The organism is Streptomyces sp. NPDC015242 (assembly GCF_043079125.1).
GTDB lineage: Bacteria > Actinomycetota > Actinomycetes > Streptomycetales > Streptomycetaceae > Streptomyces.
The window spans coordinates 915,588-936,959 of record NZ_JBIBUF010000002.1; the positions used below are offsets into that span (position 1 = coordinate 915,588).

Sequence of the window (21,372 nt, forward strand, 5' to 3'; positions counted from 1 at the left end):
CGGTACGGCCCAGGCGCACGGCTCTGTCTGCACGGGCCGCTCCCCGATGGTTCGTCCATCCCAGCGCGCCAGTCACGGCCCTCGGTCAGCCTACCGGGTCGTCCCGCCCGGCCGGGCGGGGGTCGCGGCCCTCACAGGATCACGTGCGGCAGGAATCTCGCGTACTCGTCCGTGATCAGGCCCGAGGACTCGCGGATGCCCAGGCCCGCCGACTCGTTCTCCACCACCCAGGCGCCCAGGACGACGCGGTTGCCGTCGAAGTCGGGCAGCGGGGCCAGCCGCTGGTAGCAGCAGGGCTCGTCGCGCGGGGCGGGGTCCGTGCCGGGCTCGTGGATCGTGACGCCCGCTCCCTCGCGGCCGAGCAGCGGCTTGGCGACCCAGCCCGTGGCGGTCAGGTCCCGGGGGCCGTCCAGGTACGCGGGGAGGAGGTTGGGGTGGTCCGGGTAGAGCTCCCAGAGGATCGCCAGCAGGGCCTTGTTGCTGAGGAGCATCTTCCAGGCCGGTTCGATCCACAGGGTGGAGCCCGTGCCGCCGCCGTTGTCGAGGGTGTCCAGGACGTGCCCGGCGAAGCGGTCGGTGGTGAGCCACTCCCACGGGTACAGCTTGAAGACGCTGCGGATGAAGCGCAGGCGCTGGTCGACGAAGCGACCGGACAGGCGGTCCCAGCCGATCTCCTCCATGGAGATCCAGTCGGTGGCCAGGCCGGCCTGCTCGGCGGTCTCCTTGAGGTAGGCGACCGTCATGAGGTCCTCGCCCAGTTCGTCGGCCGACGAGTAGGCGAAGTACAGCGGGCTGCCGGGCGGGAGGAGGGCGGCCTGGTTCTTCCACGCGTCGATGAGGCGCTCGTGCAGGGAGTTCCACTGGTCGGCGCCGGGGAAGCGCTCCTCCATCCAGAACCACTGCGGGGACGCGGCCTCCACCAGGGACGTGGGGGTGTCGGCGTTGTACTCCAGGAGCCTGGCCGGGCCCGTGCCGTCGTAGTGGAGGTCGAAGCGGCCGTAGAGGGAGGGGAGTTCGGCGCGGCGGTGCCAGGCCTCGGCGACCGCCCGGGCCACCCGCGGGTCGGTGATGCCCAGGTCGGCGAAGCGGTCCTCGGCGACGATGTGCTCCGCTGCCGCCAGGCACATGCGGTGCAGCTCCTCGACGACCTCCTCCAGCGCCTCGATCTCGGGCAGGCCGAAGACGTAGTAGGCGCTCTCGTCCCAGTAGGGGCGCAGGGAGCCGTCGGGGTAGCGGGTCAGGGGGTAGATCAGGCCCTGTTCCTCGACGGTCTGCTGCCAGCCGGTGCGGGGTGTGGTGGTACGGCGTTCCATCGCTGCGCGTCCGGTCAGCCGCCGCCGCTGCCGCCCGAGCAGCCGAAGCCACCCCGGTCGACGGCCTCGCTGCGGCTGAAGGTGCCGTTGTCGGCCCAGCCGTTGCTGACGTCGGCGTCGTAGTACCAGTCGGCGTCGGCGCTCCTGGTCTTGCCGGTCTTGCGGCTCTTGCCGGAGGAGCCGGAGGAGCAGTTCTTGTCGGAGACGACCTTGTAGCCGTTGATGTAGTCGTAGCTGTCCCGGTCCACGCAGCGGCGGTCCGGGTCGGATCCGCAGGCGGACAGGGCCGCCGCGAGGACGCCCATCCCGCCGAGGACCACCGTGCTCGAACGCAGTCGCCGCCGTGTCTCCGCCATACCGGTGTCTCTCCCCCGTGTGCCGCCTGTCATGTACTGCTGGAGGGTCAGCCTAGAGAGCGGCGGGCGCGGGCGTACACGGCCCCCCTTCTCCCGGCCCTGCTCCCCTGGCGATTTGTGATCTTTGCAGCGGTGTGTGCCCTCATCCGGGCAGTACCGCGCACAGCGCGTCCAGCGCTCCGGACCAGGCGTGGTCCGGCGGCGTCCCGTATCCCACGACCAGGGCGTCGACCGGCTCGGCGACCGCGTCGGCGTGCCGGTAGCCGGCCAGTCCGTGCAGCGCCAGGCCCCGCCAGTGGGCGGCCTGGACGACCGACCGCTCGGTGCCGGGCGGCAGCCGCAGCAGGACGTGCAGCCCGGCCGCGATGCCGGTGACCCGCGCCTCGGGGGCCCGGGCCGCGACGGCGGCGACCAGGGCGTCCCGGCGGCGCCGGTAGCGCAGGCGGGCCGCGCGCACGTGCCGGTCGTAGCCGCCGGAGGCGAGGAACTCGGCCAGGGTCAGCTGGTCGAGCACCCCGCAGGTGTCCACACCGCCCTTGGCCTCGGCCACCGGCTCGACGAGGTCCGGCGGCAGCACCATCCAGGCCAGCCGCAGCCCGGGCGCCAGGGACTTGCTCGCGGTGCCCAGGTAGACCACCCGGTCGGGGTCCAGGCCCTGGAGGGCGCCGACGGGCTGCCGGTCGTAGCGGAACTCGCCGTCGTAGTCGTCCTCCAGCACCAGCCCGCCGGTGCGGCGCGCCCAGTCGACGACGGCGGCCCGGCGGTCGCGGTGCAGCGGCACGCCCATGGGGAACTGGTGGGCGGGCGTGAGCAGGACCGCGTCGGCGCCGGACAGGGTGCCGGGGTCCGTGCCCCGGCAGTCGAAGGGCAGCGGAGCCGTGTGCAGGCCGGCGGCGGTCAGGAGCCTCCAGTGCACGTCGAGGCCGTACGACTCCACCGCCACCCCGCGTGCCCCGCGTGCCCGCAGGGCCGTGCCGAGCAGTCTCAGGCCGTGCGCGAACCCGCCGCAGACCACGGTCCGTTCGGGGTCGGCGCGCACGCCGCGGGCGCGGGAGAGGTAGAAGGCGAGCGCGGTCCGCAGCTCGGGGCGGCCGCGCGGGTCGCCGTAGTCCAGGGCGTGGTGGGGGGCGGTGCCGAGGGCGCGGCGGGCGGCCCTGAGCCACTCGGCGCGCGGGAAGGAGGCGAGGTCGGGGCTGCCGGGGCGCAGGTCGTAGGCGGGCCGGGCCCGTTCGCGGGGGTGGGGTGCCGTTCCGGCAGGCGGCACGACCTGCCGCTCGGCGACCCGGGTCCCGGACCCCTGCCGGGCGGTGAGCCAGCCCTCGGCGACCAGGTCGGCGTAGGCGTCGGCGACCGTGTTGCGGGCGACGCCCAGGTCCGCGGCGAGCGAGCGGGAGGACGGCAGCCGGGTGCCGGGGGCCAGCCGCCCGGAGCGCACCGCCTCGCGCAGGGCGTCGGTCATGCCCCTGCGCAGGCCCGGGCCGGCCGGTTCCAGGTGCAGGTCGACGCCCAAAGTGGCCCACTGATCCGCCATGGAAATGGACCATACCCCTGGGCTGCTTCCTCCCTAGGGTCGAGGGCATGACGACGCATCTCGACGAGACGGCCACCGCGTACGCCCCCGAACAGCCCGCCCGCCTGGACTGGGCCAGGCACGCGCCCGAGGTCTACAAGGCGATGGTCCGGCTGGACGCCGCGGCCCGGCAGGGCCTCGACCCGAAGCTCCTGGAGCTGGTCAAGATCCGGGCCTCGCAGATCAACCACTGCGCGCTCTGCCTCGACATGCACAGCAAGGACGCCCTCGCCGCCGGGGAGAGCGTCGAGCGGATCGTCCAGCTCGGCGCGTGGGAGGAGTCGCGGCACTTCTACACCGAGAAGGAGCTCGCCGCGCTGGAGCTGACCGAGGCCGTGACGGTCCTGACGGACGGTTTCGTGCCGGACGCGGTGTACGAGCGGGCCGCACGGCACTTCGACGAGGCCGAGCTGGCCCAGCTGGTCGCCGCGATCGCGGTGATCAACGCCTGGAACCGGTTCGGGGTGACCTGCCGCCGGACGCCCGGGCACTACCAGCCGGGCCAGTACAAGTGACGGCCCGGACGCGGGCGCTCGACCCGGCGGTGGCCCGGGCCCTGTCGGCGCTGAGCGCCGCGGCGAAGCAGGGCCTCGGCGACCCGGCCCTGGCCGAGCTGGTGGTGATCCGCGCCTCGCAGCTGAACCGGTGCGCCTTCTGTCTCGACATGCACCTCGCGATCGCCCGGCAGTACGGCGTGAGCGAGCGGCAGCTCGATCTGCTGGCCGCGTGGGAGGAGGCGGGGGACGTCTTCGACGAGCGGGAGCGGGCGGCGCTGGCCCTGACCGAGGCGGTGACCGTGCTGACGGAGCACTTCGTGCCGGACGCGGTGTACGAGCGGGCCGCCAGGCACTTCGACGAGGTCCGGCTGGCCCATCTGGTCGGCCTGATCGTCGCCATCAACAACTGGAACCGGATGATGGTCGCCCGCCGGATCCCGCCGGGCGGTCACACGCCGTGAGCGAGGCCGCGGTGTTCACCGGGGACGGCCCCCGCCCGCCGTACTCGGCGCGCGAGGGGCCACCCGGGTCACCGTCGGGCCGGGTCTCCGGCGGCGGGCCGCCCGGGCCCTGCGCTGGATCGCCGGCCGGCTGGTGCGCTGAAGGTCAGGACAGCCACTTCTTCCACGTGGACTTGTGGCTGTCCACCCACTTCTTCGCCGCGTCCTCGGGGGACATCTTCTGCTCGGCGATCATGAGGGAGACCTCGTTCTGGTCCTCGGTCGTCCACTTGAACCTCTTCAGGAACGCCGCCGCCTTGCCGCCCTTCTTCGCGAAGTCCGCGTTGAGGTACTTCTGCAGCGGTGTGTGCGGGTAGGCGCAGGCGACCTTCTCCGGGTCGGCGTCGCAGCCCTCCTTGTACGGCGGCAGCTTCACCTCGGTCATGGGGACCTTCTCGAAGAGCCACTGCGGGGAGTACCAGTAGGTCAGAAAAGGCTTCTTCTCCTTGGCGAACTGCCTGATCTGGGTGATCTGCGCCGCCTCGGAGCCCGCGAACACCACCTGGTAGTCCAGCTTCAGGTTCTTCACCAGCGCCTTGTCGTTGGTGACGTAGGACGGCGAACCGTCCATCAGCTGGCCCTTGTCGCCGCTCTCCGGGGTGCGGAAGAGGTCGGCGTACTTGTTCAGGTTCTTCCAGTCCGTGATGTCGGGGTGCTTCTCGGCGAGGTACGTCGGGACGTACCAGCCGATGTGGCCGGTGACGCCGAGTCCGCCGCCCCGCGCGATCGTCTTCTTGTCGTCGACGTACCGCTTCTCCTGCTCGGGGTGGCCCCAGTCCTCCAGGAGCGCGTCGACCCGGCCCTGGCTGAGGGCGTCCCAGGCGGGCACCTCGTCGACCTGGACGGTGTCGACCCGGTAGCCCAGCTCGTGCTCCAGGAGGTACTGGGCGACGGCCACGTTGGCCTGGGCGCCCACCCAGGACTGCACGGACAGGGTCACCGTCTTCGCGCCCTGCGCGTTGGCGAAGGGCGAGGCCTGCTTGGTCATGTCGGCGGCGCCGCAGCCGGTGAGCAGCGCCAGGGAACTCACCGCGGCGACCGCGGCGGTGGTGCGGACGCGCATGTCAGGCTCCCTTCCCCGCGCGGCGTTCGGTGGGCTGCGTCACCCGGTCGAGCATCAGGCCGAGGCAGACGATCGCCGCGCCGGCCACCAGACCGGTCGCCAGGTCGCCCTGGGCGAGGCCGAAGACGACGTCGTAGCCGAGCGCGCCGCCGCCGACCAGGCCGCCGATGACGACGACGGCGAGGACCAGGACGAGGCCCTGGTTGACGGCGAGCAGCAACGCCGGGCGGGCCAGCGGCAGTTGGACCTGCCTCAGCTGCTGCCAGCTGGTCGCGCCGAGCGAGCCGGACGCCTCCAGCGCGGCCGGGTCGACCTGGCGCAGGCCCTGGGTGGTGATGCGGACCACGGCCGGCAGCGCGTACACGATCGCGGCGGCGACGGCCGGGGCGCGGCCGACGCCGAACAGGGCGACGACCGGGATGAGGTACACGAACTGCGGCATCGTCTGGAAGACGTCGAGGACCGGGCGCAGTGCCCGCTCAAGACGGTCGCTGCGGGCCGCGGCGATGCCGATGGCGAAGCCGGCGACGAGGGTGACGGCTACGGCCGCGAGGACCTGGGAGAGGGTGTCCAGGGACGGCTTCCACACGCCGAGGACGCCGATCGCGGCCATGGCGAGCACGGCGGTGAACGCGGTGCGCCAGGTGCCGATCACCCAGGCCAGGGCGGCGACGACCAGCAGCACCGCCCACCAGGGCAGCGCCTGGAGGCCGTCGCGCACCGGGTCGAGGACCCAGGTGGTGAAGTGGCCCGCCCAGTCGGCGGTGCCGCCGACGACGGGCACGCCCGAGTACAGGTGCGCGGTCATCCAGTCGACCGCGCGGTTGACGGGCTCAGCGATGCCGACGACCCAGGCGTCGGGCCAGTCCAGGCGGCCCGCGAGCCGCCCCGCGACCGCCACGGCGGCGACACCGGCGAGGGCGTAGAGCCAGCCGCGCCCGCCGTGGGGCTCGGGTTCGGCGCCCAGCTTCTCCCCCGCCGCGCCGGTGACGCGGTCCAGGACGACGGCCAGCAGCACGATCGGAATGCCGGCGGCGAGCGCGGCACCGACGTCGACGGAGGCCAGGGCCTGGTAGACGCGGTCACCGAGACCGCCCGCGCCGATGACGGCCGCGATGACGGCCATGGACAGCGCCATCATGATCGTCTGGTTGACGCCCAGGAGCAGTTCCTTGCGGGCCAGCGGGATGCGCGCGGTCAGCAGCCGCTGGCGGGCGGTGGCGCCGAGCGACTCGACGGCCTCCAGCACCTCCTTGTCGGCGCCGCGCAGGCCGAGCGAGGTCAGCCGGGCCATGGGCGGGGCGGCGTAGACGACGGTGGCCAGCACGGCCGCGGGGACGCCGATGCCGAAGACGAGGACGACCGGCAGCAGATAGGCGAAGGCGGGCAGCACCTGCATGGTGTCCAGGACCGGGCGCAGGGCGCGGTCCATCCGGTCGGACAGCCCGGCGGCGAGCCCGAGCAGCGCGCCCACCACGATCGACGCGAGGACGGCGACGATCATCAGGGCGAGGGTCTGCATGGTCGGCACCCACATGCCGAGCAGGCCGCAGGCGAGGAACGCCACGGCCGTGCCGAGGGCCAGACGCACGCCCGCGACGCGCCAGGCGACCAGCGCGCCCAGGGCGGTGACGCCCGCCCAGCCGACGGCCAGGAGGGTGAGGTAGACGGCCCGTACGGCGATGACGACGACGTTGCTGACGTGGCCGAAGAAGTACAGGAACAGCGGGTGGCTGTCGCGGTTGTCGATGATCCAGTCGCTGGTCCTGGCCAGCGGGCCGGACAGGTCGACGGTCAGCGCGGCCGGCCAGCTGCCGCTCGCCCAGCGGGCGTCGGCCAGCGGCACGAGCACCGCGGCGGCGACGGCCAGCAGCAGCAGCTTGCGCACGGTCGCGTTCTTCAGCAGCCCGGGCAGGCCCAGGCGGGGCGGGTTCGCGGTGACGGTCGCCATCACACCGCCTCCTTGGGCTGGTCCGCGCCCGGCGGAGCGGGCTGCTCCGTGCCGGCGACGACCCCGAGGAGGGTGTCGGAGTCGACCATGCCCACGCACCGGCCCCGGTCCATGACCCGGGCCGGGGCGCCGGCGCGGGCGACCGCCTCGATCGCCTCGGAGACCGTGGCGTCGGGCCGGACCGCCGGGCCGCTGCCGTCCAGGCCCGCCGAAGGCAGGCGCATGGCCGTGCGGACCGTCATGACCTGCTCGCGCGGCACGTCCCGGACGAACTCGCGGACGTAGTCGTCGGCGGGCGCGCCCACGATCTCCTCGGGCGTGCCGAGCTGCACGACCCTGCCGTCGCGCATCAGGGCGATGCGGTCGCCGAGCTTGAGGGCCTCCTGGAGGTCGTGCGTGATGAAGACCATCGTGCGGCCCTCCTCGCGGTGCAGCCGGACGACCTCCTCCTGCATCTCGCGCCGGATCAGCGGGTCGAGCGCGCTGAACGGCTCGTCGAACAGCAGGACTTCGGGGTCGACGGCGAGGGCACGGGCGAGGCCCACGCGCTGCCGCTGGCCGCCGGAGAGCTGGCCGGGGCGGCGGTGCTCCATGCCTTCCAGGCCGACCTTGGCGACGACCTCGGCGGCCCGCTCGCGCCGCTCGGCCTTGCCCATGCCCTGGATCTCCAGGCCGTAGGCGACGTTGTCGAGGACCGTGCGGTGCGGCAGCAGGCCGAAGTGCTGGAAGACCATCGCGGCCCGGTGGCGGCGCAGTTCGCGCAGCCGGGAGCGGTCCATGGCGCGGACGTCCTCGCCGTCGATGGCGATCGTGCCGGCGGTGGGCTCGATCAGCCGGGTCAGACAGCGCACCAGCGTGGACTTGCCGGAACCGGACAGGCCCATGACGACGAAGACCTCGCCCTTGCGCACGTCGAAGCTGACGTCCCGGACGGCGGCGGTGCAGCCGGTGCGCTCCCGCAGCTCGGCGGGGTCGAGGGCGGTGAGCTCGGGGTCGCCCGGGACGCGGTCGGCCTTGGGGCCGAACACCTTCCACAGGCCCTGGACCGAGAAGACGGGGGCGGTGGTGTCCATGGTCTGCTCCGTCGGGGGTTCGAGGGTCGCGGTCACTTGGCACCACCACCGATCAGCTCGGCGGCCTTCTCCCCGACCATGAGCACGCCGATCATCGGGTTCACGGTGGTCATGGTGGGGAACACCGAGGCGTCCGCGACACGGATGCCCTCCAGGCCGCGGATGCGCAGCTCGGGGTCGACGACGGCGAGCCGGTCGTCCTCGGCGCCCATCTTGCAGGTGCCGGCGGGGTGGTAGACGGTGTGCGCGACCTTGCGGGCGTACTCGCTCAGTTCCTCGTCACCGGTGACGTCCGGGCCGGGGCAGACCTCGCGCTTGAGCCAGCCGGCCAGCGGCTCGGTCTTCGCGATCTCGCGGGCGATGCGGATGCCGTCGACGAGGGTCCGGCCGTCGTAGTCGTCCTCGTCGGTGAAGTAGCGGAAGTCCAGGGCGGGCTTGGCCTCGGGGTCGGCGCTGGTCAGGTACAGCCGGCCGCGGCTCTTCGGCTTGGGGATGTTCGGGGTCATCGAGACACCGAACTCCGGCCGCCGGTAGCCCAGTCGCTCCGGGTTGTCCGTGAACGGGATCTGGTAGAAGTGGAACATCAGGTCCGGGTGGGCCAGTTCGGGGTCGCGGCGCACGAACAGGCCCGCGTCGGAGTCCATCGCGGAGTTCTCCGGGATGGGGCCGTTCGTCTCCCAGACGATGACGGACTCGGGGTGGTCGAGCAGGTTCTCGCCGACGCCCGGCAGGTCGTGCGTGACGGGGATGCCCAGCTTCTCCAGGTCGGCCTTCGGGCCGATGCCGGAGTGCAGCAGCAGCCGCGGCGAGTCGACGGCGCCGGCGCACAGCAGGACCTCGTTGCGTGCCTTGACGAGGATCTCCTCGCCGTCCTTGGTGCGTACGTGCACGCCCTCGGCGCGGTTGCCGTCGAGCTGCAGCTTGTACGCCCAGGTCTCCAGCAGGATCGTCAGGTTGGGCCGCTCGTCCATCACCGGGTGCAGGTACGCCACCGACGCCGAGGACCGCTTGTTGTTCTCGGGGTGGTAGGCGAGGTCGAAGAAGCCGACGCCCTCGGTGAACGGCTTCTTGTTGAAGCCCTCCACGCGCGGCACGCCGAGCGCCTGCTGGGCCGCGTCGACGAAGTCACGGGCGATGGCGTTCCGGTCCTTCTCGTCGACCGGGACGATGTTGTTGAGCAGCCGGGCGTAGTACGCCTCCATCTGCACCGCGCCCCAGCCCTGGGCGCCGGCGGCCTCCCACTCGTCCCAGTCGGCGGGCAGCGGCTTGAAGGCGATCAGGGTGTTGTGCGAGGAGCAGCCGCCGAGGACCCGGGCCCGGCTGTGCCGGATGTGCGAGTTCCCGCGGGGCTGTTCGGTGGTGGGGTAGTCGTAGTCGAGCTCGCCGCCGAGCAGGCCCATCCAGCGGCGCAGGGTCAGGACGTCGTCGCGGCCGACGTCGCTGGGGCCGCCCTCGATGACGGCGACGGTGACATCCGGGTTCTCGGTGAGACGGGAGGCGATGACGGAACCGGCGGTTCCGCCGCCTATCACGACATAGTCGTACTCATGACTGGTGTGGGACATGGCGTGTCTGCTCCAGAGGGGGATGAAGGGGACGGGCTCGGAGGTGGGGGGGAGGCCGGTCCGGGGCGCGGGGGGATGTCGCCCGGGACCGGCCGGGGCGGCCCGGACCGGGGGTGCGGGCCGAGGGGGAGCGGCCCGGACCCGGGGGTGGCCCGGACCGCGGGGGTGGCCCGGACCGGGGGTCCGCCCCTGGGGGTGGGCCCGGACCGGGGGTGTCCGGGCCTGGAGGGGGTGGCCCGGAACGGGCGGGTCCGAGCCGAGGGGACCGGATCGGGGGGATCCGGGCAGGGGCCGGCGGTGATCCGGGCCGGGGGTCAGCCCGCGAACCAGCGCACCGGCTTGGGTGCGAGGTTCTGGTAGACGTGCTTGGTCTCCCGGTACTCGGCGAGACCGGCCGGGCCGAGCTCGCGGCCCACTCCGCTCTTGCCGAAGCCACCCCACTCCGCCTGCGGCAGGTAGGGGTGGAAGTCGTTGATCCAGATCGTGCCGTGGCGCAGCCGGCCGGCGACGCGGCGGGCGCGGCCCGGGTCGGCGGTCCAGACGCCGCCCGCCAGGCCGTACTCGGTGTCGTTGGCCAGGGCGACGGCCTCGTCCTCGGTGCGGAAGGTCTCGACGGTGAGGACCGGCCCGAAGACCTCCTCCCGCACGACGCGCATCTCGCGGTGGCAGTGGTCGAGGACGGTCGGCTCGTAGAAGTAGCCGTTCTCCGGGCGCTCCGGGGACGGCTCGGGCCGCTTGCCGCCGCAGCGCAGCACCGCGCCCTCCTGCAGGGCGGACTCGACGTACATCTCGACCTTGGCGCGCTGCTGCTCGGAGACGAGCGGACCGCACTCGACGCCGGCCTCGGTGCCGCGGCCGAGGCGGATCCTCCCGGCCCGGCGGGCGAGTTCGGCGACGAAACGATCCCGCACCGACTCCTCGACGATGAGGCGCGCGCCGGCCGAGCAGACCTGGCCGCTGTGGATGAAGGCGGCGTTGAGGGCCTGGTCGACGGCGGTGTCGAAGCCCTCCTCGGTGGCGCAGGCGTCGGCGAAGACGACGTTGGGGTTCTTGCCGCCGAGTTCGAGGGCGACCTTCTTGACGGTGGGGGCGGCGGCCTGGGCCACCTTGGTGCCGCTGACCAGGCCGCCGGTGAAGGAGATCAGGTCGACGTCGGGGTGCTCGGCCAGGCGGGCGCCGACCGTGTGGCCGGGCCCGGTCACGATGTTGGCGACCCCGGCGGGCAGACCGGCCTCGATCAGCAGGTCGATCAGCGCGACGGTCGTCATCGGCGTGATCTCGCTGGGCTTGACGACGAAGGTGTTGCCGGCGGCGAGGGCGGGGGCGATCTTCCAGCTGGCCTGCAGGAGCGGGTAGTTCCAGGGCGTGATCATCGCGCAGACGCCGACGGGTTCGTGCACGACGACGCTGTGGATGTCGGGCGAGCCCGCGTCCACGACCCGGCCCGGGGCCTCGGCGGCGACCAGGTCGGCGAAGTAACGGAAGGCGTCGGCGACGCAGTCGATGTCGACGCGTCCCTCCTCGACGGTCTTGCCCGCGTCCCGGGCCTCCAGCCGCCCGAGCTTCTCGCGGTCGCGCACCAGCAGACCGGCCACGCGGCGCAGCAGCGCCGCCCGCTCGGCGGCGGGCGTGCGCGGCCACGCGCCCTCGTCGAACGCCTTGCGGGCCGCGGCGACCGCGAGGTCGGTGTCCTTCTCGTCGCCCTCCGCGACGACGGCGAAGGGCAGGGCGTCCGCGGGGTCGATGATCTCGCGCGTGGCCCCGGAGACGGCCGCGCGCCATTCTCCTGCCGCGTGGATGGTTTGACTCGCCTGAAGCTCGGTACTTTCCGCCATGATCGGTCTTCGCCTTCCGTTCCTGTTCAGCGTCTCTGTGTCACAGACGTGTCACTCAGAGACCGGGTTCGCCTGCCCGAGACCCCTGGATGCATGCGCCTGGGTGACCGAAAGTGCGCTGCGTCACGGGAGATGCGGACAAAAAGGAACAAAAGGTGTGGCAGAAGACGCCCGCAGGCCCCGCGCCGGTGATCCGGTGCGGGGCCTGCGGGATTCAGGCGCGAGCGGGTCGGGTCAGATGAGGCCCAGGCCGCGGACCGCCTCGCGCTCCTCCTCGAGCTCCTTGACGGAGGCGTCGATGCGGGCGCGGGAGAACTCGTTGATGTCCAGGCCCTGGACGATCTCGTACTTGCCGTCCTTGCAGGTGACCGGGAAGGAGGAGATCAGGCCCTCCGGGACGCCGTAGGAGCCGTCCGACGGGATGCCCATGGAGACCCAGTCGCCCTCGGGGGTGCCGTTGACCCACGAGTAGACGTGGTCGATGGCGGCGTTGGCGGCGGAGGCGGCCGAGGAGGCGCCGCGGGCCTCGATGATGGCGGCACCGCGCTTGGCGACGGTCGGGATGAAGTCGTCCGCGAGCCACTTCTCGTCGTTGACGACCTCGGCGGCGTTCTTGCCGGCGACCGTGGCGTGGAAGATGTCCGGGTACTGCGTGGCGGAGTGGTTGCCCCAGATCGTCAGCTTCTTGATCTCGGAGACCGGGGTGCCCGTCTTCTTCGACAGCTGCGTCAGGGCGCGGTTGTGGTCCAGGCGGGTCATGGCCGTGAACCGCTCGGCGGGGACGTCCGGCGCGGCGGCCTGGGCGATCAGCGCGTTGGTGTTGGCCGGGTTGCCGACCACCAGGACCTTGATGTCGTCCGCGGCGTGGGCGTTGATGGCCTGGCCCTGCGGCTTGAAGATGCCGCCGTTGGCCTCCAGCAGGTCGCCGCGCTCCATGCCCTTGGTGCGCGGGCGGGCGCCGACGAGGAGAGCGACGTTGGCGCCGTCGAAGGCGACGTTCGGGTCGTCGCTGATGTCGATGCCCTGCAGGAGCGGGAACGCGCAGTCGTCCAGCTCCATGGCCGTGCCCTCGGCCGCCTTGAGCGCCGGCGTGATCTCCAGCAGGCGCAGCTTCACCGGCACGTCCGCGCCGAGCAGCTGACCGGAGGCGATGCGGAAGAGCAGGGCGTAACCGATCTGGCCGGCCGCGCCGGTGACGGTGACGTTCACGGGAGTGCGGGTCATGGCGTTCTCCGTATGACAGCTGGCGGTAGGGGCGGGGTCCCTGCCCCGGACGTTTGATCGATCTCTTGGCGTCAAGAGATCCATCCAGCGGTCAGGCTATCGCGCATCCGGGATCCCGTACGGCCGGGTCGGTGTGGCCCGGCCCACAACACGCCACGGTCACACGAGAGGCGGCCGCCCGTCCGGGAGAGGAGGACGGAGGCGGCCGCCTGAGGGGGATACCGACGATGCCGGACTCCCGTGGGGGTACGGTTCGCGTGCCCCCGATCCGGGCGGGCATGCGCGCCTCCGCGAAATTCTTCGCGGCCCGCCGGGAACGCCCCGCGGCTGCCGCGTCTGCGTGCCTTCGCGGGCGCCCTTCGCGGCCCGCGGACACACCCGTCCGGCACCGCGTCACATCGCGGCCCGCCGGGCACGCCGTCCGCTGCCGCGTCACGTCACGGCTTGCGCGGCGCGCCCGTCCGGCACCGCGTCACATCGCGGCCCGCCGGGCACGCCGTCCGCTGCCGCGTCACGTCACGGCTTGCGCGGCGCGCCCGTCCGTTGCCGGGTCACTTCGTGCAGCCCTCGCCGCCCGCCGCGAGCGTCACGCAGGCCTTGGCGTCGGCGGCGCTCTTCACGGACACCATCGGGGTGTACGCGATGGCGTCCCCGGCCGCGGTGATGCTGCCGGTCTGCTTCGCCTTGCCGGCGCTGATCTGCACCTCGTCGCCCTGCGCTGCCTGCGTGATCCGGCCCCAGGCCGCCTTGCAGGTCTCGCTGTAGCGGACCTCCACGACGGTGGTGCCGACGGTCGCGGTCCGGGCCGTGGTCACCAGGTCACCACTGCACCCCATGTTCTCCGCGTCCTTGCCGGTGCAGCTGTCGCCGCTGCACTTCACGCCGGGCGGCAGGTCCGGGTTCGTGCTGGCGGTCGGCGTGGGCGACTTGGCCGCGTTCCCGGGGTCGTCGTCGCCACCGCCGCCGGTGAGGTAGAACGCGCCGGCGATCACCACGAGCACGCCCACGACCCCGGCGACGAACGTGCCGGTCCGCCGCTTGCCCGCCGCTCCGCCCCTGCGGTCCGAGCCCCCGGTCCGGCCACGGCCGCCACCGGACCGGCCGTGCCCCCCGGCTGCGGGTACGGCGTCCTGCGGCGCACCGTACGCGCCCGCGCCCACGGCCGGGGTCCGGGTGGTACCGCCGGGCGCTCCGGCGGCGTTCCCGGAGCCGTGCCTGGCGCCGGTTCCCGTGCCCGCCCCGCGTCCGCCCGCGCCCGGTCCCGTCGGCGCCGGGCCCTTGTACCCGGCCAGACCCCACGAGTTGACCTCGGTGCGGTCCTCCCGCGAGCCGGTGCCGGCGGAGTCCTGGACCTCGGGCGCCGTCGGCTGCGCCGGCACGCTCGGGACGACGCCGGCCGGGCCCGCGACGCCCGGCGTGACCGTGGCGCTGCCACTGCGCCGGGACGGCCTGCCGCCGGATCTGCCGTCCTCCGGGGAGCCGGCCGCGGAGGCGCCGAAGTCCTGGCCGCCGAACTCACCGAGGGCGGCGCGCGCCTGGGAGATCCGTATGGCCTCCATCGTCATGTCGTGGCGCATCTCCGAGCGGCTCCAGGCGCGCTCGGCGAGCTCCCACATGGTGGTGAGGTGCACCGGGTTGGTGCCGGTGACCTCGGCCAGGGCCACGATCGCGCCCTTGGGCGCGAGCAGCCGGCCGTTCAGATACCGTTCCCACGACGTCTTGCTGTAGCCCGTGCGGTCCGCCACCGACGCGATGCTCAGACCGCTGCGGTCCACGAGTCTGCGCAGCTGGCTGGTGAACTCCCTGATCTGCGGATCGAGCTCATCCGGCAAGGCCTTCCAACGAGGCATTGCTTCCCCCCTCTTCCCCCGGGTAGTGCTGTTCTTTCCCGCGCTGTTCGCCCCGCGCGTGGCGGCCTCGGCCGATCCCCGTTGTGGCTACCCACAGGGATGCGCCCGGTCAGGATCTCAGTTCCCCGACGGGGGGCGCACAGAAGCATGGTGCCCGCGCGCGATACACCCTGGACCGTCCCGATTGTCCACGCCAACCCCCGTGTCGCACCACTTCGTGCGAAATCGGAAGCAGGACGTACCGGAACCGTCACTTCCGTGCCACAGCGTACTGACAGGCGTTGAGCAGGCCGTTCGCGGTGCACCAGGGTGGATCGCGGCGGCGGCCCGTCCTTCCTCGGGGGAGAGGACGGGCCGCCGTGCGGTCATTCGCTGGTGACCGTGAAGTGCAGCGTGTCCTTAAGGAAGGGGATCTGCAGCAGCGGGTTCGGCTGGGCCATCAGCGCCAGCAGGACGATGACGGATCCCAGCACGCCGTACGTGACGATGTCCGTGAAGCGGGAGCGGACGGCGAGCATGCCGACGTCCGGCAGCAGCCAGCGCATCGCACCGCCGCCCAGCAGGGCGACGCCGATGAGCAGCGTTCCGAGCCGGAACTGGTCGAACGCGGTCACCAGCAGCCCGATCCCGACGAGCCCCAGCACGGTCAGGACCGGCCACTGCCGCGCCGGTGCGGGCGCGTCCCCGGACGCGGCCCGGCCACCGCCCTCGGGCCGCGCGGTGTCCCGGGTGAACAGCGGGAACCGCCGGGTGACGCGGCGCGGGCGCCCCTGGGCGTCAGGGGCGCTGACGGGGTCCCTGACGGTGAGCTCATCCTCTTCGCCGTCACCGGCACCGCCGCGGGGCTCTTCGGCGTCCGGCCCGCCCGGGCCGTCGCGGCCGTCGCGGCCGCTGTGGCTGTCCTGATCGCGGCCGTCGCGGACGTCGGATCCGCCGTGACCGTCCTGACCGTGGCCGTCGCGGACGTCGTCGCCGGCCGTGCCGTTCCGGCCGTCCCGCCCGTGGCTGTCGTGGCCCTTGGGGTCCTCCTGGCCGTTCGGTTCCGCCCTGCCGTGCCCGGCGTCGCGGGGGCCGTCGCCGGACCGCGCCACGGCAGCGGTCACGGTCCCGTCCGCGGCCGGGGCGGCCGCCGCGGCCACGCCGGGCGCGGCGCCCGGCGCGCTCCCTGCGTCGCGGTCAGCCGGCACTGCGCTCCGCCGCCTCGACCACGTTGACGAGCAGCTGGGCGCGGGTCATCGGGCCGACCCCGCCGGGGTTCGGGGAGATGAAGCCGGCGACCTCGGCCACGTCGGGGTGGACGTCGCCCACGATCTTGCCCTCGGCGCTGCGCGAGACACCGACGTCGAGGACGGCCGCGCCCGGCTTGACGTCCTCGGCGCGGATCAGGTGGGCGGAACCGGCCGCCGCGACGATGATGTCCGCGCGCTTCAGGTGCGCCGACAGGTCGCGCGTGCCGGTGTGGCACTGGGTCACGGTCGCGTTCTCGCTGCGCCGCGTGAGCAGCAGCGGCATCGGCCGGCCGATGGTCACGCCGCGTCCGACCACCACGACCTCGGCGCCCTTGATCTCCACGCCGTACTGCCGCAGCAGGGTCAGGACGCCGTTGGGGGTGCAGGGCAGCGGCGCCGGCTCGTTGAGCACGAGGCGGCCGAGGTTCATCGGGTGCAGGCCGTCGGCGTCCTTGTCCGGGTCCATCAGCTCCAGGATGCGGTTCTCGTCGATGCCGCGGGGCAGCGGGAGTTGCACGATGTAGCCAGTGCAGGCCGGGTCCTCGTTCAGCTCGCGCACGACCGCCTCGATCTCCTCCTGCGTGGCGGTGGCGGGCAGCTCCCGCTGGATGGAGGCGATGCCGACCTGCGCGCAGTCACGGTGCTTGCCGGCGACGTACTTCTGGCTGCCGGGGTCGTCCCCGACGAGGATCGTGCCGAGGCCGGGCGTGACGCCCTTCTCCTTCAGCGCCGCCACGCGGGCGGTCAGATCGGACTTGATCGCGGCTGCGGTGGCCTTGCCATCGAGAATCTGGGCGGTCATGGCCCCATCCTCGCGGATGACCCCGCCCCGGTTCCAATCCGCCCGCAATCCGGGCACCGCGGGTGCGCTCCGCCCGTATCCGCCCATGATCAGCGATGTTGCACTTGCACAACACATCGGGAATGCGGCTGGACAAGCCGGTCAGTGGTGCAGAACGATGACCTGAAAAAGTGCCGCGGGCAGTTCAACGGGGGGACGGTCGCAATCTGAAGAGCTCTCCTCCGTACGGACGGCACGCGTCGTCCCCGCACTCGGAACAACGGAGGAAAGTCCGCCATGAGCTTCGGCGACCCGAACAACCCCTACGGCCCGCCCCAGGGGCAGCAGCCGCAGCAGCCGCAGGGCTACGGCTACCCGCAGCAGCAGGGTCAGGCGCCCGGCTACGGCTACCCGCAGGCCCCTCCGGTCTCCCCCTACGGCGCCGGTCCCGCGGCCCCGACGACGATGCCCGGCTCGGTGAGCGCGGCCCGGGTGATGCTGTGGGTGATCGTCGGTCTGCAGGTCCTCGGCGTGGCCCTCTTCGCCTTCTCCGCCATCGCGCTCAACGCCGCGAAGGACGACGAGTCGCTCAAGGACAACACCGCCTTCCAGGACCTGGTCGGCGACTCGACCGGCGTCATCTGGGGCTACGTGGTGTTCGGCCTGGCCTGGCTGGTGTTCGCCGCCGTGCTGGCGACGAAGTTCAAGAACGGCGGCAACGGCGCCCGCGTCACCATCCTGGTCTTCGCCATCATCACGGCGGTCCTCGGCATCTACCCGTTCGTCATCGTCGGCCTGGTGCACACGATCCTGGCCGTCCTGGTGGCGGTGTTCGTCGGCAACGCGGCCGGCAAGGCCTGGTTCAACCGCCCGCGCTACTGAGCGGACCCGGTCGGCCGGACCACTTCACGCCAATCACATCCAAGGGCCGTGTCTCACCCGTACGAGGGGGGCACGGCCCTGGTGCGTCGCCCTAGTCTGACGGTGGTAGCTGTTCAGGCTCGGGGAGAACACCTTGTACAGCATCATCGTGGTACCTCCGCCGACCACGGAGGACGAGCGAGACCGCACCCCCATCCGCTGCGCGCCCGGCCCGCGTCCCACGCCCGGCGCGCCCGACAACGTTGCCCACTCCTCCGTCCGCGCCGCGTCCGGCGCCGGACCGGCCGCTCCGCCGGGCGAGGTGACCCGGTGACCGAGCCCTACGCCGTGCCCGTACCCAGGGGGTACCGGGTCGGCGTCTGGGAAGTGCGCGAGCCCCTCGCGACCGGTGCCTTCGGCAGTGTGTACACGGCCCGGCGCATCGGCGACAGCGACGTGCTGCCGCCCACGGCCGCCCTGAAGTTCCTGCCCACCGGCACCGCGACGCCCCGCCGGCTGGCCCACCTGGGGGAGTTGATCGAGCGCGAGGTGGAGCTGTACCGGCGGCTGCGGCATCCGCGGCTGGTGCGCATGTACGAGACGCTGACCGTCGACGACCCGGACCACCCGGAGCTGGACGGCGCCACCGTCCTCGTCCTGGAGCGCGCCGAGGGCTCGCTGTCCGCCCTGCTGGGCGCCACGCCCCGGCCCGCGGCCGGTCCGGCCCTGCTCGCGCAGATCTGCGAGGGACTGGCCCAGTTGCACGGCGCCGGCTGGGTGCACGGCGATCTGAAGCCGGCCAACGTCCTGTTGATGAAGGACGGTTCGGTCCGACTCGCCGACTTCAACATGGCCGCCGAACTGGAGGGCACCCACGCCTACACACCGGCCTTCTCCACCCCGGACTACACCCCGCCCGAGCTGCTGTGGACCGAGATCGGCGAACGGGGCCGCCGGATCCGCGCCTCCGCCGACGTGTGGGCCTTCGGTGTGCTCGCCCACCTCGTGCTCACCGACTCCTTCCCGCTGCCCGGCGCCACCCCGGCGGCCCGCCGCGACGCCGCGGCCGCCTACGCCCGCGGCACCGACGAGCTGCGTCTGTCGCCCCGGCTGACCGACGACTGGCGGGAGATCATCTCCGCCTGCCTCACCCGCACCCACGAGCACCGCATCACCGCCGAGGCGCTGCTGCGCCGTGTCGAGGCGGCCGCCGGCACCCGGCAGCGCCCCTTCCGCCTGCCCCGTCTGCGCCCGGGCCGCCGCCGCCCGCACCGGGCCTCGGTCGTGGCGGGCGCCGCCGCCGGCGTCACGGCCGTCGCCGCGCTGGCCTATGGCGTCAGCGTCTGGGGCGACGGCGCGCGCGGCGGGGGCGACGGCGCGGGGGCGACGGCGAACGTCTCCGCCGCCACGTACGGCGCCTCCGACCTGCGCACCGACCGCGGCATCCCGCCCGCCTACCGGCTGCTGATCGTCGAGACGGCACACGACTGCGACCAGCAGGAGGTCACACCGGCCCTGATCGCCGCCATGCTGAAGGTGGAGAGCGACTTCGACCCCGATCTGTCCGACCCGGCCAACGACGAGTACGGCATCGCCCGCTGGACCCCGCGCGTCCTGCGCTGGTGGATGAACGAGGACGGCACCCCCGGGGAGACCGTGCCCCAGCCCCCCTTCCCGCCGGCCGAGTCCATCCCGGCGATGGGCCGCTATCTGTGCTGGATCGCCCCCCGCCTGCACGACGACCTGAGGGGCGACCGGCAGGTCCTGGTCGCGACCGCCTACCGCACGTCGTTCGGCACGGTGAACAAGGCGGGCGGCGTGCCCCCGGACGTACGGAAGTACGCCGGCCGCGTCGCCCACTACCTCAAGGAGTACGCCCCGCCCGGCCGGAGGTGACCGGGCCGGTCGCGGAGAGCGTGCCGGGGCCGGGCAGCGGGATGCCGAGGAGCGCGGAGAGCTCGCCGGACGCCTGTGCGTCGTCACGGAAGCGCACGGTCCGCCAGCCCGCGGCGGCGGCTGCCGCGCAGTTCTCCGCGAGGTCGTCGACGAGGACGTGGCGGGGGGTCGGGGACGTCGCCGCCGCGATGCGGAAGACGGCCGGGTCGGGTTTGCGCACACCGACCCGGCACGAGTCCACGACAGCGTCGAAGGGGCCCGCCGGGGCGGTGATGCGCCGCCAGTGCCCCTCCCACTCGGGCACGTTGTTGGTGAGCAGCCCGACCGGGTGGCCGGCGGCCCGGACGGCACGCACCACCGCGGCCATCACCGGGTTGCCCGGGCGTCCTCCCAGCCACTGCTCGCCGAACCGCTCCAGCCGTGCGGCGCCGAGGTCCAGACCGGGGTGCCGGGCGCGCAGCGCGGCCCGGACCCTCGCTCCCCACTCGGCCTCGCTGATCCGGCCCAGTTCGAGCGGGGCCAGCGGGTGCATGCCGAGGTCGGCTCCCACGTCGGCCACGGCCCGGCGCAGCCGCCCGGGCGAGATGCCGGTCTCCTCGGCGTACCGGGCGTACAGCTCGGCCATGGTGGGGGTCAGGACACCGCCGAAGTCGAACCAGACGGTGGTGGCCGACGCGTCGCCTTCCGGTGCGCCTGCCGGTGCGCGGTGGTCGTGGCGTGGGGTCGTCACGGCGGGCCGCCCGTCAGGCCGCGGTGAGGAGCCGGTGGCGGGCGCCCGTCACCGCGGCCTCGCCGCCGTGGCCGCCTCGCTCCCGCAGGACGCCGTCCCGGGCGGCGAGGGTCACCCGCGCCGTCGCCAGCACGTCGCCCTCCTGTTCCAGGACCAGGTCGAGCACGGGCCGGCCGCCGGCCCCGTCGGCGATCCGGGCCCGGCAGTCGGTGGGCAGCTCGAACTCGCCGAACTTCACGAACGTCACGTCGCAGCCGGTGAGCGCCAGGTGCTGCGGAGCGACGTCCGGGCCGCACAGCTCGCGGGCGGCCGCGGTGGCCGTCTGCCGGAGCGCCTCGAACATCACCGCGCCCGGGATGTGGTCGACGTGGTGGTCGAAGAGCGCGGGGTGACCGCGGTCGACGACCACCTGCGCCACCACCTCCGGGACGCGGGACACGGCCACCCGCCCCAGGACGACGTTGGCGGGCAGCTCGCGGCCCACCTGCTCGGGCGCCAGCCGGTTGACCAGCGGGTGCGCGCGGTGCGGAGTGGAGGCGAGAGCGGCCCTGGCCCGGGAGCGCAGCTGCAGCATGCTCCGGCGCGGAATCCACCGGTAGGCGAGCCGCATGGTCGCCGCCGCCCTGCCGTCGACCGACGCCCGCACCTCCACGGTGGCGCCGCAGGGCCGGCCGGCCCGCTCCCGGACCTCGGTGAACTCGCCCTCCACGGTGACGGCGGCGGGCCGCTCCCCGACGCGCAGCGCCTCGGGGTCGGTCACCTCCAGCGCGCCCCGGTCGAAGACGAAACTGCTGTCCGCCGGTGCCGCGAGGTACTCGTGCGAGGCGAGGATGCAGGACTGGCGGAAGATCTCCAGGACGAGCAGCGGGTCGTAGGACGGGGCCGTGCGCGCGTCCGTGACGTGGTCGCTGTAGTACAGGTGCGCGCGGGGCGGCTGGGCCGCGACCCGGAAGGTGCGCTCGCCGGTGCGCGCCGCGTCGGTCAGGAAGCACTCGCTGACGGCGGCACGGTGCGTGAGGGCGCGATCGACGGTGCGGGCGTAGGAAAGGGCCCCGTCTGTCATGGGTGTTGCCTCCTC

General features: G+C 73.3%; 18 protein-coding genes, 1 pseudogene and 1 riboswitch. Of the genes and pseudogenes, 5 read left to right on the forward strand and 14 right to left on the reverse strand.

Going from position 1 to position 21,372, the window contains the following annotated elements; all coding sequences use genetic code 11:
* Positions 1–86: riboswitch (ZMP/ZTP riboswitch) on the reverse strand.
* A gap of 45 nt (positions 87–131) precedes the next feature.
* From ACF07N_RS09625 to ACF07N_RS09635, 3 genes are all read right to left on the reverse strand, one after another.
* Positions 132–1,313: a glutathionylspermidine synthase family protein gene (locus ACF07N_RS09625; protein ID WP_392110333.1), complete on the reverse strand. Its 1,182-nt coding sequence runs from the start codon at positions 1,311–1,313 to the stop codon at positions 132–134.
* 14 nt (positions 1,314–1,327) lie between these two features.
* Positions 1,328–1,669, reverse strand: coding sequence for a hypothetical protein (locus tag ACF07N_RS09630; protein WP_383324905.1), 342 nt, complete (start codon positions 1,667–1,669; stop codon positions 1,328–1,330).
* Between the two features lie 142 nt (positions 1,670–1,811).
* Positions 1,812–3,200 carry a PLP-dependent aminotransferase family protein gene (locus ACF07N_RS09635; RefSeq protein WP_392110336.1) on the reverse strand — a complete coding sequence of 463 codons (1,389 nt, stop codon included), beginning with the start codon at positions 3,198–3,200 and terminating at the stop codon, positions 1,812–1,814.
* Between the two features lie 47 nt (positions 3,201–3,247).
* Between ACF07N_RS09635 and ACF07N_RS09640 the strand changes: the two genes are divergently transcribed.
* Positions 3,248–3,754: a carboxymuconolactone decarboxylase family protein gene (locus ACF07N_RS09640; protein ID WP_392110339.1), complete on the forward strand. Its 507-nt coding sequence runs from the start codon at positions 3,248–3,250 to the stop codon at positions 3,752–3,754.
* Positions 3,751–4,197, forward strand: a complete 447-nt coding sequence (locus tag ACF07N_RS09645; protein WP_383337075.1) for a carboxymuconolactone decarboxylase family protein — start codon at positions 3,751–3,753, stop codon at positions 4,195–4,197. Before ACF07N_RS09640 ends, ACF07N_RS09645 begins: the two co-directional genes overlap by 4 nt.
* Before the next feature lie 145 nt (positions 4,198–4,342).
* Here the strand turns inward: ACF07N_RS09645 and ACF07N_RS09650 are convergent, their stop codons facing one another.
* The 9 genes from ACF07N_RS09650 to ACF07N_RS09690 all read right to left on the reverse strand — a co-directional run bounded on the left by ACF07N_RS09650 (position 4,343) and on the right by ACF07N_RS09690 (position 16,828).
* Positions 4,343–5,299, reverse strand: a complete 957-nt coding sequence (locus ACF07N_RS09650; protein ID WP_392110342.1) for an ABC transporter substrate-binding protein — start codon at positions 5,297–5,299, stop codon at positions 4,343–4,345.
* Between the two features lies 1 nt (position 5,300).
* Positions 5,301–7,250: an ABC transporter permease gene (locus ACF07N_RS09655; protein ID WP_392110345.1), complete on the reverse strand. Its 1,950-nt coding sequence runs from the start codon at positions 7,248–7,250 to the stop codon at positions 5,301–5,303.
* Entirely contained in the window at positions 7,250–8,323 is a 1,074-nt protein-coding gene (locus tag ACF07N_RS09660) for a glycine betaine/L-proline ABC transporter ATP-binding protein (protein ID WP_392111106.1), read from the reverse strand. The genes ACF07N_RS09655 and ACF07N_RS09660 overlap by 1 nt, the downstream gene beginning before the upstream one ends.
* A 32-nt stretch (positions 8,324–8,355) precedes the next feature.
* Positions 8,356–9,888 (reverse strand): GMC family oxidoreductase, encoded by a 1,533-nt coding sequence (locus ACF07N_RS09665; RefSeq protein WP_392110348.1) that lies wholly within the window; start codon positions 9,886–9,888, stop codon positions 8,356–8,358.
* Between the two features lie 314 nt (positions 9,889–10,202).
* Positions 10,203–11,723, reverse strand: coding sequence for an aldehyde dehydrogenase family protein (locus ACF07N_RS09670; protein ID WP_392110351.1), 1,521 nt, complete (start codon positions 11,721–11,723; stop codon positions 10,203–10,205).
* A gap of 234 nt (positions 11,724–11,957) precedes the next feature.
* Entirely contained in the window at positions 11,958–12,947 is a 990-nt protein-coding gene (locus ACF07N_RS09675) for a malate dehydrogenase (protein WP_383324928.1), read from the reverse strand.
* Positions 12,948–13,498: 551 nt separating this feature from the next.
* Positions 13,499–14,779, reverse strand: coding sequence for a DUF2690 domain-containing protein (locus ACF07N_RS09680; protein ID WP_392110355.1), 1,281 nt, complete (start codon positions 14,777–14,779; stop codon positions 13,499–13,501).
* A gap of 383 nt (positions 14,780–15,162) precedes the next feature.
* Complete coding sequence (locus ACF07N_RS09685) at positions 15,163–15,888, reverse strand: DUF3017 domain-containing protein (protein ID WP_392111108.1); 726 nt, start codon at positions 15,886–15,888, stop codon at positions 15,163–15,165.
* 85 nt (positions 15,889–15,973) lie between these two features.
* Positions 15,974–16,828 carry a bifunctional methylenetetrahydrofolate dehydrogenase/methenyltetrahydrofolate cyclohydrolase gene (locus ACF07N_RS09690; protein WP_094054557.1) on the reverse strand — a complete coding sequence of 285 codons (855 nt, stop codon included), beginning with the start codon at positions 16,826–16,828 and terminating at the stop codon, positions 15,974–15,976.
* 276 nt (positions 16,829–17,104) lie between these two features.
* Here ACF07N_RS09690 and ACF07N_RS09695 point away from each other — a divergent pair, with 276 nt between their 5' ends.
* The 3 genes and pseudogenes from ACF07N_RS09695 to ACF07N_RS09705 all read left to right on the forward strand — a co-directional run bounded on the left by ACF07N_RS09695 (position 17,105) and on the right by ACF07N_RS09705 (position 19,564).
* On the forward strand, positions 17,105–17,689 hold the full coding sequence (locus ACF07N_RS09695) for a hypothetical protein (protein ID WP_383324937.1): 585 nt from the start codon (positions 17,105–17,107) through the stop codon (positions 17,687–17,689).
* Between the two features lie 133 nt (positions 17,690–17,822).
* A pseudogene (locus ACF07N_RS09700) lies at positions 17,823–17,906 on the forward strand (FHA domain-containing protein); the annotation flags it as partial.
* A 92-nt stretch (positions 17,907–17,998) separates the two neighbouring features.
* Positions 17,999–19,564 carry a protein kinase gene (locus tag ACF07N_RS09705; protein WP_392110359.1) on the forward strand — a complete coding sequence of 522 codons (1,566 nt, stop codon included), beginning with the start codon at positions 17,999–18,001 and terminating at the stop codon, positions 19,562–19,564.
* On the opposite strand, the gene ACF07N_RS09710 is transcribed toward ACF07N_RS09705, so the two are convergent.
* Complete coding sequence (locus ACF07N_RS09710; RefSeq protein WP_392110362.1) at positions 19,533–20,294, reverse strand: HAD-IA family hydrolase; 762 nt, start codon at positions 20,292–20,294, stop codon at positions 19,533–19,535. The two genes, ACF07N_RS09705 and ACF07N_RS09710, sit on opposite strands and share 32 nt — an antisense overlap.
* A gap of 13 nt (positions 20,295–20,307) precedes the next feature.
* Positions 20,308–21,357: a ScbA/BarX family gamma-butyrolactone biosynthesis protein gene (locus ACF07N_RS09715; protein WP_392110365.1), complete on the reverse strand. Its 1,050-nt coding sequence runs from the start codon at positions 21,355–21,357 to the stop codon at positions 20,308–20,310.
* Positions 21,358–21,372: the final 15 nt, after the last annotated feature.

Bases quoted from the DNA above. Each gene is read 5' to 3' on its own strand.
- ACF07N_RS09660 (WP_392111106.1), bottom strand. From the start codon at position 8,323: ATGGACACCACCGCCCCCGTCTTCTCGGTCCAGGGCCTGTGGAAGGTG.
- ACF07N_RS09655 (WP_392110345.1), bottom strand. From the start codon at position 7,250: ATGGCGACCGTCACCGCGAACCCGCCCCGCCTGGGCCTGCCCGGGCTG.
- ACF07N_RS09665 (WP_392110348.1), bottom strand. From the start codon at position 9,888: ATGTCCCACACCAGTCATGAGTACGACTATGTCGTGATAGGCGGCGGA.
- ACF07N_RS09675 (WP_383324928.1), bottom strand. From the start codon at position 12,947: ATGACCCGCACTCCCGTGAACGTCACCGTCACCGGCGCGGCCGGCCAG.
- ACF07N_RS09650 (WP_392110342.1), bottom strand. From the start codon at position 5,299: ATGCGCGTCCGCACCACCGCCGCGGTCGCCGCGGTGAGTTCCCTGGCG.
- ACF07N_RS09635 (WP_392110336.1), bottom strand. From the start codon at position 3,200: ATGGCGGATCAGTGGGCCACTTTGGGCGTCGACCTGCACCTGGAACCG.
- ACF07N_RS09670 (WP_392110351.1), bottom strand. From the start codon at position 11,723: ATGGCGGAAAGTACCGAGCTTCAGGCGAGTCAAACCATCCACGCGGCA.
- ACF07N_RS09690 (WP_094054557.1), bottom strand. From the start codon at position 16,828: ATGACCGCCCAGATTCTCGATGGCAAGGCCACCGCAGCCGCGATCAAG.
- ACF07N_RS09695 (WP_383324937.1), top strand. From the start codon at position 17,105: ATGAGCTTCGGCGACCCGAACAACCCCTACGGCCCGCCCCAGGGGCAG.
- ACF07N_RS09630 (WP_383324905.1), bottom strand. From the start codon at position 1,669: ATGGCGGAGACACGGCGGCGACTGCGTTCGAGCACGGTGGTCCTCGGC.
- ACF07N_RS09640 (WP_392110339.1), top strand. From the start codon at position 3,248: ATGACGACGCATCTCGACGAGACGGCCACCGCGTACGCCCCCGAACAG.
- ACF07N_RS09625 (WP_392110333.1), bottom strand. From the start codon at position 1,313: ATGGAACGCCGTACCACCACACCCCGCACCGGCTGGCAGCAGACCGTC.
- ACF07N_RS09715 (WP_392110365.1), bottom strand. From the start codon at position 21,357: ATGACAGACGGGGCCCTTTCCTACGCCCGCACCGTCGATCGCGCCCTC.